Genomic DNA, 13,051 nt, shown 5'->3' on the forward strand with positions numbered 1-13,051 from the left:
TTAAAGCATTATCCAACGGACTATTAATTTGTTGCAAATCTTCTCTGATACTGTGTGGCGAATTTAGGAATACAGTATAAAAAAGCCCAACATTGCTGTTGGGCTTTTAAGATTTATAAAAGAGATGTTCTTAATCTTCTTTTCTGTCTTGTCTTGGTTTACGGTCGTCACGTCGGTTATCTTTACCTCTGTTATCGCGTCCGCTACTACGTTTATCGTCTCTTGGTGGTCTTTCAACAAAACCTTCTGGTTTTGGCAAAATAGCTTTACGAGACACTTTTTCTTTACGTGTTCTTGGGTCTACACCAAAGTACTTCACATCAAACACGTCACCCATGTTCACCACATCGGCTACATTTTCTGTACGTTCCCATGCTAATTCACTTACGTGTAATAACACTTCGTTTCCTGGTGCTTCTGTATATTCTACAACTGCTCCAAAGTCTAGCATTTTAATAACTTTTACTTCGTAAACACTACCTTTTTCTGGTTTGAATAATAATGCATCAATTTTAGCAGTCACGGCTTTAATACCTTCTTGTCCTACACCTAAAATTTCTACAATACCTTCTTCGGTTACTGGATCTTCATTTATAACAATTGTCGTTCCAGTTTCTTTTTGCATTTCTTGGATTACTTTTCCACCTGGTCCAATTAAAGCTCCAATAAATTCATTTGGAATTCTTCTTGTTATCATAGTTGGTGCGTGTTCCTTAACGCTTTCTGCAGGTGCAGCAATAGTATCGGTAATTTTACCTAATATATGTAAACGACCTTCACGTGCTTGCTTTAAAGCATTCACTAAAATCTCGTAGCTTAATCCTTTAACTTTAATGTCCATTTGGCAAGCTGTAATACCTTCAGACGTACCTGTAACTTTAAAGTCCATATCACCTAAGTGATCTTCATCTCCTAAAATATCCGATAATACTGCATATTTTCCAGATTCTGCATCAGAAATTAATCCCATTGCAATACCAGATACTGGTCTAGTCATTTTAACTCCGGCGTCCATTAAAGCCATAGTTCCTGCACATACGGTTGCCATAGACGATGAACCGTTAGACTCTAAAACCTCAGACACTACACGTACTGTGTAAGGGCAGTCTTCAGGAATCATACCTTTTAAACCACGTTGTGCTAAGTTACCATGTCCAACTTCTCTACGAGAGGTTCCTCTAATTGGTCGAGCTTCTCCAGTACAAAAAGGAGGGAAGTTATAGTGTAAATAGAAATTTTCTTCACCTTCAAAAGATGGCATATCAATTTGATTAGCATCTCTAGAGGTTCCTAAAGTAACTGTAGCTAATGCTTGAGTTTCTCCACGTGTAAATATAGACGATCCGTGTGTAGATGGTAAATAGTCTACCTCACACCAGATTGGTCTAATTTCGTCTGTTTTACGTCCATCTAAACGTAAACCTTCATCTAAGGTTAAATTTCTTATGGCTGCTTTTTCAGCTTTAGCGTAGTACTTAGATACTAAGTCTCCGTAATCTTCTAATTCTTCTTCTGTAAAAGTTGCTTTTACGTCTTCTTTAATAGCAGCAAATGCTTCACCACGCTCTTTTTTAGAAGATCCGTTTCTAGCAATTTCATAAACTTTATCGTAAGCTAAATCTTTAATTTTTTTAGCTAACTCTTCGTCTTCACGTTCTGGTGTGTACTCACGAGTTTCTTTTTTACCAAATGCTTCGGCTAATTTAACCTGAGCAGCACATTGTACTTTAATAGCTTCATGAGCAAATTTAATAGCGTCTGCCATTTCTTCCTCAGAAATTTCATTCATCTCACCTTCTACCATCATTACAGAATCTGCAGAAGCACCAATCATCATGTCGATATCCGATTCTGCTAACTGAGCTCTAGTAGGGTTAATAATGAATTCTCCATTAACACGACCAACTCTAGCTTCTGAAATTGGACATTCAAAAGGGAAATCTGATAATTGAATAGCGGCAGAAGCAGCTAATCCAGCCATAGCGTCTGGCATAACGTTTTCGTCATGAGACATTAACTGTATCATAACCTGAGTTTCTGCGTGATAATCCTTTGGGAATAACGGACGTAACACACGGTCTACAAGACGCATGGTTAATACCTCACCATCACTTGGTCTTGCTTCTCTTTTAAAGAAACCACCTGGGTAACGACCTGCAGCAGCAAATTTTTCACGGTAGTCTACCGTTAAAGGTAAAAAATCTACATCACTTTGCTTGTAGTTAGATACTACAGTACATAATAACATACATTTTCCAGATTGAACAACAACAGAACCATGCGCCTGTTTTGCTAACTTTCCTGTTTCGATAGAAATTTCTCTTCCATCTCCAAGGTCAATGACCTCTTTAAATACTTTTGGAATCATAAAAGTTTTTTAATTTTAATTAAACAATGGTCGTTGTGTTGTTGTTGTAGTTGTTGTGTGTGTGTCTTAGTTAGAGACGGTGACCAATGAAAAACTATAATTTAGCTTCTTCTTTACGAGTGTTATACTCTTACGTTTGAGTAGTTTTATATCAAAAAACCACGCTATAAAGCGTGGTTTTTTTAGTAAGATTATTTTCTTAATCCTAACTCTTTAACAATAGCACGATATCTTAAGATATCTTTCTTAGTTAAATAATCTAGTAAAGCACGACGCTTACCTACCAATTTAACAAGAGAACGCTCTGTGTTATAATCTTTATGATTTTTCTTTAAATGCTCTGTTAAATGGTTAATTCTGTGAGTAAATAAAGCAATTTGTCCTTCTGCAGAACCTGTGTTTGTAGCTTTCTCTCCGTGTTTTTCGAAAAGTTTAGCTTTTTCTTCTTTAGATAAATACATTCTAATATTATTGTAAATGATTGTTATGTACACGAAAGTGTTTCTTTCGAGCTGCAAATATAGACAATTATCTGATATGGAAACTGTTTATTGTATAAAAAAGGTCTATCAAAATTATATTTTTTTTTGATAGACCTTAGTCAATAAATATCTAATAGCAATTAATTACCTATGCTCTTAAAGGCGCATTTGTAATTAAATCTATATATTGATTTACTTTGTCTTTAAGCTCACTTCTTAGTGTGATAAAATCCAAGAAACCATGTTCTAATAAAAACTCCGACGTTTGGAAGCCTTCCGGTAATTCCTGACCTGTAGTATCTCTTACCACTCGTGGTCCTGCAAAACCAATTAAAGCGCCAGGCTCTGCAATATTAATGTCGCCTAACATCGCAAAAGAGGCTGTGGTACCACCTGTTGTTGGATCTGTACACAAAGAGATGTAAGGGATTTGAGCGTCTGCTAACTGCGCTAATTTAGCACTGGTTTTAGCTAATTGCATTAAAGATAATGCTGCTTCCATCATACGGGCACCTCCAGATTTAGAGATAATCATAAATGGGACATTGTTTTTTAATGAATAGTTGGCTGCACGAGCAATTTTTTCTCCTACAACAGAACCCATAGAACCTCCAATAAATGAGAAATCCATAGCTGCAACCACTAAATCTTTACCTTTAGATTTACCAACAGCAGTTCTTACTGCATCTTTAAGCTTTGTTTTGTCTTGAGCGGCTTTTAAACGATCTGGATACTTTTTAGTGTCTTCAAAACTTAAAGGATCTTTAGAAGTTAAATTTTCGTCTAACTCTTTAAACTTATTATCATCAAAAAGGATTTCAAAATATTCTTTACTTCCTATTCTAACATGATATCCGTCTTCTGGACTTATATAAAAGTTTTTTTCTAACTCTTTAGTATCTACTATTTTACCAGTAGGCGATTTATACCAAAGTCCTTTTGGAGTGTCTTTTTTATCTTCAGTAGAGGTATGAATACCCTTTTCTTTTCTTTTAAACCAAGCCATATAAAATCCTAATTAAATAGTTTTATTGTTGCAGCAAAAATACAAAATAGATTTTTGAAGTTTTTATAATGTGTTTACATTATTTAAGTCTTCAAACGCTTTTTCTAATCTTGCTACAAAAGTTTCTTCTCCTTTACGAATCCAAACTCTTGGATCGTAGTATTTTTTATTTGGTACTTCTTCGCCTTCAGGGTTACCTATTTGCGATTGTAAGTAATCTGTTTTGTCTGCAAAATAATCTCTAACACCAGTCATAAATGCATATTGCATATCGGTATCAATATTCATTTTAACTACGCCATAACCAATAGATTCTCTAATTTCTTCAACTGAAGAACCAGATCCACCATGGAATACAAAATCGATATGATTGTGTTTCACACCATATTTTTCTGAAATAAATTCCTGAGAATTTTTTAAGATTTTTGGTGTTAGTTTTACGTTTCCTGGTTTATAAACCCCATGAACGTTTCCAAATGCCGCAGCAATGGTAAATTTATCACTTACTTTGCTTAATTCTTCATAAGCGTAAGCAACTTCTTCTGGTTGTGTGTATAATTTAGACTCGTCTACATCGCTGTTGTCTACACCATCTTCTTCACCACCGGTAATACCTAATTCAATTTCTAAAGTCATGCCCATTTTAGACATACGCTTTAAATACTCTTTACAAATTTCTATGTTTTCTTCTAAAGGCTCTTCACTTAAATCTATCATATGAGAAGAGAATAACGATTTTCCAGTTTCTTTGTAAAATGCTTCACTAGCATCTAATAAACCATCAATCCATGGAAGTAGTTTTTTTGCAGCATGATCGGTATGTAAAATAACCGGTACGCCATAAGCTTCTGCCATAATATGTACGTGACGTGCACCTGCAACAGAACCTGCAATTGCAGCTTTTTGGTTCTCGTTACTTAAACCTTTACCTGCATTAAATACACCACCACCATTTGAAAATTGGATAATTACTGGAGCATTTAATTTTGCAGCCGTTTCTAGAACGCCGTTAATAGAGCTAGATCCAGTTACGTTTACCGCTGGTAAAGCAAAACCTTTTTCCTTTGCTAATTTGAAAATTTCTTGAACTTGATCTCCAGTTGCAACGCCTGGTTTGATGTTGTGAGCCATGTTAGTTTTGGGTTTTAATTAAGCCTCAAATGTAATGATTTTTTAATAAAACCCTAAATCGTAAACTAATTAAAACGGATAGTTGATACCAATGTTATAGACGGCATTTGAAAAATTATAGTCATTAAACCATCTATTTTGTTCTTGGTAAGAGGGATCATAGGTTTTAAAACCAATGTCAAATCTTAACAAGAAGAAATTAAAATCGTATCTAAATCCAAAACCAGAACCTATGGCTATATCTTTTAAATCGTTAAGATTTGTAAAAGTTGCTTCTTCCTGATCTACGTCGTCTAAAACATTCCAGATATTTCCAACATCTACAAACAAAGCACCATTTAAAGGTCCTACTATGTTAAAGCGTTGCTCGGCGCTTAAGGTAATTTTTAAATTGGCTTCATTAAACTCGTTGTTACTTTGTAGGCTTCCAGGTCCTAAATTATAAGCGGTCCATGCTCTGTTATCGTTTGCACCACCAGCAAAAAAACTTTTAGAAAATGGAATGCTTGAGGAGTTTCCAAAAGGAACGGCAATACCTAAAAAACTACGTATGGCAAAGACATTCTTTTCTCCTAAATCCCAGTACTTAACATAGTCAAACTCTGTTTTTACATATTGCGAATAGGCTACATTTAAAATTTCATAATTGTTTTCGCTATTGCTATTTAAACCTGCACTATTTGCTAATAATGAGATAAGATTACCTGCAGCTTCTACTTTAAACCTGAAGATTGAAAAATCATTATCAAATAAATTATCTCTTTTATCTTTAGTATAACTAAAATTTGAAGCTATAATTAAGTTGTCTTCGGTTAAACGGTCTTTACGTTCGTCTATACTATTAACCGTTGAGAAAGTTTCTCCAGTTAACGGGAAAGCCCCGCTAGTGACGTCATCTAAAAACTGATCGGCTTGATTAGGAATACTCAATTCACTATCGGCAGGAATGTAGTTGGTGTTAATAGCAATTTGATTTAGTACATCATAGGAGTTTTCATAGACGTTAAAATAATTAGAGGTATTAAGGTTTTTTACATATTGTATATTAAAAAGGTCTACCCTGTTTGTAACAGATTTATTCGGAAACCAAGTATAATTAAAACGACCGTTAAAAGTCTGTTTGTCTAAACCAATATTGGTTTGGCTAGATGTTGAAATACTAATTAATGTATTTGGGAACATCTCTTTAGGAATAATTTTATCTGCTTTAAATGGGAAAAAAAATCGTGGGATGTTTAGTCTTAAATTGGCACCAACTTCGTTAATATCGAAAAAACTGTCGCTATTATCTGCTGCGTCTTTTGACGCACCAATAGAGGTGAAGCCGGAAAGCTCTAAAGTTTCTGCGCCTTTAAAAACATTACGCATGGTTAAACTGGGGTTAATTGTAAATCCAACAGTTTGTATGTTACTTTGAAAGACTTCGCCGCTAAAACCCAACGTAAATTTTTTATAAGGATTTAAATAAATATTTGTAGTAAGTGTGGTATCTGGATTTTCAATATATTCTATCCTTGGGTATTTAAAGGTTTTTAAATCACTAATTTTCCTCGAAGTTAGTGGTCTGTTTTTATCTTTAAAAATACTGTTTGGGGTAATAAATACAGGATCTGTAATGGCTTTTGGATAATATTTTAATTTCCCTTTACTATAGATATTAAAACCGTTATAGATAGTCGTATCTGTGTATATAGTGTTTCTGTCTTCAAAAGAACTATTTGTGTAGATATTTACATCTTTAATTTTATAAATTTTAAAAGGCTCTTTTAATGTGCTGTCTCCGTTTTTAATAGATCTATTGGCAATTTGAAGCTCAACATTAATTTTATTGTTTGTGCCAATGGTATCCATTTCAAAGTAGAAGTAATCTTGAGAGAAGTGGTATACGCCGTTATTTCTCATAACATCTGTAACACGCTTTTTCTCGTTAAGAGTGTTATTAGTTTTGTACTGTTCTCCTTTTTTTAAATATGAATCAGCTTTAGTCTTTTCATATAGTGAGTCTACTATTGGTGAAGCAATTTTTGTAGAAATAGAGTCTATAATAAAAGGTGATCCTGAATTTATTTTATATATTACTTTAGCGCGTTGAGTGCTATCTTTATCTGTTTCCACATCTGTTTTTACGTTAAACCAGCCATTATTCCAATAATAACTTTCTAGTCGCTTTAATGATCGTTTTGTTAAAGAATCATTTACAATTTGCGGGGCTTCTCCGACACTTTTTAACCAGGCATTAAAGTTTAATTTAGATTCTACTAATTTATCAACTTGTTTTCTGGAATATAAATTTGTTTTTTTTCTTAACTTTTCAGGGTTTTCATAAATACGTTCGTTTAAGATGGAGTCTAAATTTGGTCTTGCCAAATTGTAGATGTGCAATCTTAAAGGAAACCCTAAAAGGTTTTTATTTGGTTGCTGGTAAAGTAAATTTTTTAGGACAACTGTTTTGTTCTCTTCTCCATTTACTTCAATACGATTTTCGTCCAGTAAATGTTCATCATCTCCCACACGTTTTAGGGCATCGCAAGAGGTGACAGAAATCAGAATAATTCCTAAAATAAGAAGGTAAAAGTTTTTATTTAACAACATAGTTGGCTAAAAAATTTCCGCTCAAAAATACATATATTATTTGCGTTTTTATCTTTTTTAAACGATAAGCTACTTATTTTATTGACTTTTTTCTTTTCTTTATCAAAAAAATGAAACTTAATGCTTTCTAAAAACGATATAAAAAGTATAACTCGTTTAAAACAAAAAAAGTATCGTCAGCTAGATGGTGTTTTTGTAGTTGAAGGTATTAAAACGATAAATGAATTTTTAAACTCTTCATATTCTTTAAAACATTTATATACTACGTCATCATTTCATTTATCTGAAAAAGAAGAAACTATTATTAGTGAATCAGAATTAAAAAAAATTAGTTTTTTATCTAATCCTAATACAGCTTTAGCTTTATTTCATATTGAGAAAAAAGAACTAAGCTTTACCGATAATTTTACTCTAGCTTTAGATGATGTTAACGATCCTGGTAATTTAGGAACCATTATAAGATTGTGCGATTGGTTTGGAATATCTCGATTGGTTTGTAGTGAACATACAGTAGATTGTTATAACCCAAAAGTAATTCAGGCTACTATGGGGTCTTTAACACGTGTACATGTTAGTTATTGTAATTTACCTGAGTTTTTAAAATCCACTAATTTACCTGTATATGGTGCATTTATGGACGGAGAAAACGTTTATAAATCTACCTTAACAAAGTCTGCTGTTTTAGTTATGGGAAATGAAGCTAATGGCATTTCTAGAGAAGTTGAAAATTTAATATCAAATCGTACAAGCATACCACGTTTTGGAGACTTAAAAGCAACTGAAAGTTTAAATGTGGCAACCGCAACATCTATTCTATTAAGCGAATTTTTTAGAACGTCTTAAAATTACTGAAAGGTAAAATTAATAAAAATACCTCGGGTCTGCTGGCTTTCAATATTTCCTGTCCATGGACTATTTGGGTCTATGTCCGGAACTAGTTCGTTTGTGGTTGCAAATACACCACGAATACTTGGTGTAAATTTAAAATAAGACAGATAGAAATCTATTCCAAAACCTACTTCATAAAACGATACGTTTTTTTTGGTTCTGTAATTTCCGCTACTATTATCTTCTGGGTTATCTTGATTACTGGATAGGTTTAAAGCGGTACTTAATCCGGCTAAAATGAAAGGTCTGAAGTTATTGATTCTTGTAGTAGATAGTTTTAAAAGTAATGGTATATAAACGTAAGTGGATTTTACTTCACGCATAAAATCGCTATTCTTTATATCTTCTTCGGGAATACCGTCAAAATAAGATTCGTCAAAAAATAAAGTTCTGGTAGAAATGACTAGTCCAGGCTCTAGACGAACATCTATATGGTCTGTAATTCTGGCATTACCAATTAAACCAACGTTAAAACCTGCAGATTTTTCTGTAATTATATCTTTAACAGGTGTTTTATAATCAAACTTAAAATCTAAATTATTAAAACCTATATAGTAACCCCAGCTTAATGGTTTTTTATCTACAGATTGGTGGTTTTGCACCGCTTCTTTTGTAAACCATTGTGCGTTAGCGGTTAAACCAGAAATTAATATAACAAATAGGAGAATCTGTTTTTTCATAAAAATTATTTCGATGCTTTATAAATGGTGGCAACACCAAATGTTTGTGGTAAGTCTTCCACATTTATAAACCCAACTTTTCGTAATATATTGTTTAACTGCTCACCAAAAGGGAAAACATTAGCAGAGTCACTTAAATAAGTGTAGGCTGTTTTATCTTTAGAAAACAGTTTCCCTACCATAGGTAAAATGACCTTAGAGTGAAATGCATAACCTTGTTTGTATGGTGTTTTAGTAGGGACAGAAGTTTCTAAAATTACAAACGTTCCTCCAGGTTTTAAAACACGTAAAATGTCTGCCAGCCCTTTTTCTAAGTGTTCAAAGTTTCGAATACCGAAAGCTACAGTAATGGCATCAAAAGTATTATCGTCGAAAGGTAAGTTTTCTGAATCGCCAATAATCATTTCAATTTTATCGTCTAATTTTTTAGACTTAATTTTGACTTTGCCTACTTCAAGCATTCCAGCACTTATGTCTAAACCAATAATTTTTGTAGCTGAAGTTTTAGCCAAACTAATAGCTAGATCTCCTGTCCCTGTAGCAATATCTAAAATATTTTCTGGCTGGGCATCTTCAACAATTTTAACCACTTTATCGCGCCATTTAATATCTATTCCAAAAGAAATAACCCGATTTAAATTATCGTATTCTCCAGAAATGGTGTCGAACATCTTGGTGACTTGTTCCTTTTTGCTAAGATCGCTGTCTTTGTAAGGTTTAATTTTACTCAAAACAATTTTTTTTACAAAATTAGAGGTTTTTTTTATATCATCGTAGGATAAGACTAATAATTAAAAATGAAAGAATACCTTTTATTTGCTCAAGCTCAAAATATTAAAATTTAGTATCTTTGTAGCCTTATCTCAAAACTACTATGAAAATAATAATTGCAGGCGCTGGTGAAGTTGGATTTCATTTGGCTAAATTATTATCTTACGAATCTCAAGAAATCACTTTAATCGATACAGATCGGGAAAGTTTAACTTACGCAGATACACACTTAGACATTAAAGTTTTAAAAGGAGACGCAACTTCTATAGCTATTTTAAAAGATGCTAGAGTAGAGGATAGTGATCTGGTTATAGGTGTTACCGCTGCCGAAACTACTAATATCACCTTTTGTGCTATTGCAAAACAATTAGGTGCCAAGCGTACCATTGCACGAATTAGTAATACAGAGTTTATTACCAATAAAGATGAGGTGGGATTTACCCGTTTTGGTATTGATGAATTAATTTCCCCTGAAAGTCTGGCAGCTTCAGAAATTGAATTATTATTAAACCAATCCGCTTTTAAGGATAGTTATGAATTTGAAAATGGAGCACTAACTATGGTAAGCTTAAGCTTATCTCGTACAGCTTCATTTGTAGGAAAAACGGTAAAAGAAGCTGCACAGTTGTTTTCAGAATTTCATTTTGTTCCTATTGCAATTCAACGTTTTGGTACACAGTACACTATTATTCCTCGAGGTGATACAGAGTTTCGAGAAGGCGATAATGTCGTATTCATAACCAGTAAAGGTGGCGGGAATGAGTTATGTAAAATGACAGGTAGAACTAATGATCCTATAAAGGATGTTATGATTTTAGGCGGTAGTAAAATTGGTTACAAAACATCTCGAGATTTAAGCAAAAACCATTTTAATGTTAAGCTTATTGAAAAAAATAAAGACGTGGCTTTTGATTTGGCAGACCGCTTAGATAAAGTACTCGTGATTAATGGAGATGGACGAAATGTAGAGCTTTTAGATGAAGAAAACGTGAACCACATGGATGCTTTTATTGCGGTTACAGGTAATTCTGAAACCAATATCATGTCTTGTTTGGTTGCAAAATCTAAAGGGGTTAAAAAAACCATTGCTCTTGTAGAGAATATGGATTATTTTGAATTATCTCAGTCTATTGGAATTGACACGTTAATTAATAAGAAACTTTTAGCAGCTAACAATATATTTAGATACATCCGTCGTGGTGAGGTTATCGCGATGACTAAGTTAAACAACATGAATGCAGAGTTGTTAGAATTTAAGGTGAAGCGAAGCTCCTTAGTTTGTAACAAAAAAATTAAGGATATCGATTTTCCGCGTTCTGCAATTATTGGAGGTGTTATTAGAGGAACTGAAGGTTTTATTGCATTAGGAGATTTTAAAATTCAGGAAGGCGATTATATGGTAGTTTGCTGTTTGCCAAAATCTATAAAAGAAGTAGAAAAACTATTCTTATAGAGCATGAGAAAATCCCTGAAACTTAATTATAAAATTATCTTCCATTTTTTCGGACTGCTGTTATTGTTTAATGGTGGTTTCATGTTATTATCTTCGCTCATAAGCCTTATTTATTGTGATGGAGTAACTCTTAATTTGTTTCTATCTGGTTTTGTAACGCTCTTGGTTGGTGGCATTTGTATGTTTTTTACAAAAGACCATCAAAAAGTCATGAATAAGCGGGAAGGTTATATTGTTGTAACTTTTGGGTGGATTGTTATGACGCTTTCAGGAACTTTACCCTATTTGTTTACAGGAAGTATTCCCGATTTTACCAACGCATTTTTTGAAACCATGTCTGGTTACACCACAACTGGAGCTTCTATTTTAGATGATATTGAAGCGGTGCCTTATGGTGTGTTATTTTGGCGTAGTTTAACGCATTGGATTGGTGGTATGGGAATTATTGTATTAGCAGTTGCCATTTTACCTTTACTAGGAATTGGTGGGATGCAGTTGTTTGCTGCTGAAGCTCCTGGTCCTAGTGCCGATAAATTACATCCTAGAATTACAGATACAGCCAAGCGTTTATGGTTAATCTACTTTGCTTATACTGTAGCGGAAACGCTATTGCTAAAGCTAGCAGGGATGAGTTTTTTCGATGCTATAAACCATGCGCTCTGTACCTTATCTACAGGGGGTTTTTCCACTAAAAATGCCAGTGTAGCGTTTTGGAATGATAATCCGCTAATTCAATACATCATTATCTTTTTTATGTTTTTGGCGGGAACCAATTTTGTATTAAGTTACTACTTGTTTAAAGGGAAGTTCTCAAACATTATAAAGGATGATGAGTTTAAGCTGTATGTAAAATTTATAGCAGTGTTTACTTTAATAGCTGCAGTTATCATCTATTTCAGAGCAGATGTGTCTTTGTCCAGTATTAAGCATCCAATGGTTTTTGGTGAGGCGGAAAGTGCTTTTAGACATGCGTTGTTTCAAGTAATTTCTGTTATTACCACTACAGGTTTTGTTACTGCAGATTTTACCTTATGGACGCCATTTTTAGTGGTATTCTTTTTTGGGTTGATGTTTTTAGGAGGTTCTGCTGGTAGTACCTCTGGAGGTATTAAAGTGGTTAGACATTTAATTACCATTAAAAACGGTTTTTTAGAGTTTAAGCGCGCGCTCCATCCTAATGCTATTTTACCAGTACGTTATAATAAGCGGTCGGTTTCGGGAGAAATTGTTTTTAACATCTTAGGCTTTTTTATTCTTTACTTTATCTCGTTTATTATTGGTGCATTAGGTTTTTCCATGATGGAGATTGACTTTGAGTCTTCTATAGGTATTGCTGCATCAAGTTTAGGTAACGTTGGTCCTGCTTTGGGTGATTTTAGCCCGGTAAACAATTATAATTCTTTACCTGCCATAGGGAAATGGTGGTCTGCTTTTTTAATGTTTATTGGTCGTTTAGAATTGTTTACGGTTCTGGTTATTATGACGCCATTCTTCTGGAGAAATAGGTAATTTATGAGAAATGATTACTATCCTTTTGGTTTAGACCATAATTATGCCATAAGTAGCCCTATGAGTATAGTAAATGGGGCTCGTCTGTTTTCGATAAATAGTGTTTTAAGTGGACAAGAATCTATTATTTCTCATGCAAAAAGTATATTTAATAGTGTAAACCAATAAATT

11 protein-coding genes are annotated in these 13,051 nt (G+C 33.6%); 4 read left to right on the forward strand and 7 right to left on the reverse strand.

The annotated features are described in order from the left end of the window. Positions 1–130: 130 nt before the first annotated feature. From C7H52_RS05555 to tamL, 5 genes are all read right to left on the reverse strand, one after another. Positions 131–2,368 carry a polyribonucleotide nucleotidyltransferase gene (locus C7H52_RS05555; RefSeq protein WP_106462882.1) on the reverse strand — a complete coding sequence of 746 codons (2,238 nt, stop codon included), beginning with the start codon at positions 2,366–2,368 and terminating at the stop codon, positions 131–133. Positions 2,369–2,559: 191 nt separating this feature from the next. Continuing rightward, positions 2,560–2,829, reverse strand: coding sequence for a 30S ribosomal protein S15 (gene rpsO, locus C7H52_RS05560; RefSeq protein WP_106462883.1), 270 nt, complete (start codon positions 2,827–2,829; stop codon positions 2,560–2,562). Positions 2,830–2,998: 169 nt separating this feature from the next. After that, positions 2,999–3,856, reverse strand: a complete 858-nt coding sequence (accD, locus tag C7H52_RS05565) for an acetyl-CoA carboxylase, carboxyltransferase subunit beta (RefSeq protein WP_106462884.1) — start codon at positions 3,854–3,856, stop codon at positions 2,999–3,001. A gap of 63 nt (positions 3,857–3,919) precedes the next feature. Further along, positions 3,920–4,987 carry a class II fructose-bisphosphate aldolase gene (gene fbaA, locus C7H52_RS05570; RefSeq protein ID WP_106462885.1) on the reverse strand — a complete coding sequence of 356 codons (1,068 nt, stop codon included), beginning with the start codon at positions 4,985–4,987 and terminating at the stop codon, positions 3,920–3,922. Between the two features lie 69 nt (positions 4,988–5,056). After that, complete coding sequence (gene tamL / locus C7H52_RS05575; protein ID WP_106462886.1) at positions 5,057–7,579, reverse strand: translocation and assembly module lipoprotein TamL; 2,523 nt, start codon at positions 7,577–7,579, stop codon at positions 5,057–5,059. A 120-nt stretch (positions 7,580–7,699) separates the two neighbouring features. On the opposite strand from tamL, the gene C7H52_RS05580 reads away from it, so the two are divergent. Beyond that, positions 7,700–8,422, forward strand: a complete 723-nt coding sequence (locus C7H52_RS05580) for an RNA methyltransferase (RefSeq protein WP_106462887.1) — start codon at positions 7,700–7,702, stop codon at positions 8,420–8,422. A 2-nt stretch (positions 8,423–8,424) separates the two neighbouring features. On the opposite strand, the gene porT is transcribed toward C7H52_RS05580, so the two are convergent. Continuing rightward, entirely contained in the window at positions 8,425–9,147 is a 723-nt protein-coding gene (gene porT, locus C7H52_RS05585) for a type IX secretion/gliding motility protein PorT/SprT (RefSeq protein ID WP_106462888.1), read from the reverse strand. 5 nt (positions 9,148–9,152) lie between these two features. Beyond that, the gene (gene ubiE, locus C7H52_RS05590; protein ID WP_106462889.1) at positions 9,153–9,878 is read right to left on the reverse strand and encodes a bifunctional demethylmenaquinone methyltransferase/2-methoxy-6-polyprenyl-1,4-benzoquinol methylase UbiE; all 726 of its coding nucleotides are present in this window, start codon (positions 9,876–9,878) and stop codon (positions 9,153–9,155) included. Positions 9,879–10,021: 143 nt separating this feature from the next. Here ubiE and trkA point away from each other — a divergent pair, with 143 nt between their 5' ends. From trkA to C7H52_RS13420, 3 genes are read left to right on the forward strand one after another with little or no spacing between them, the layout of a single operon-like run. Next, entirely contained in the window at positions 10,022–11,371 is a 1,350-nt protein-coding gene (gene trkA, locus C7H52_RS05595) for a Trk system potassium transporter TrkA (RefSeq protein ID WP_106462890.1), read from the forward strand. 3 nt (positions 11,372–11,374) lie between these two features. Beyond that, positions 11,375–12,880, forward strand: coding sequence for a TrkH family potassium uptake protein (locus tag C7H52_RS05600; RefSeq protein WP_106462891.1), 1,506 nt, complete (start codon positions 11,375–11,377; stop codon positions 12,878–12,880). Between the two features lie 3 nt (positions 12,881–12,883). After that, positions 12,884–13,048: a hypothetical protein gene (locus C7H52_RS13420; RefSeq protein WP_181256208.1), complete on the forward strand. Its 165-nt coding sequence runs from the start codon at positions 12,884–12,886 to the stop codon at positions 13,046–13,048. The last annotated feature ends 3 nt before the right edge of the window (positions 13,049–13,051 follow it).

This window comes from Aurantibacter aestuarii (assembly GCF_003008425.1).
In the GTDB taxonomy this organism is placed as follows: Bacteria; Bacteroidota; Bacteroidia; order Flavobacteriales; family Flavobacteriaceae; genus Aurantibacter; species Aurantibacter aestuarii.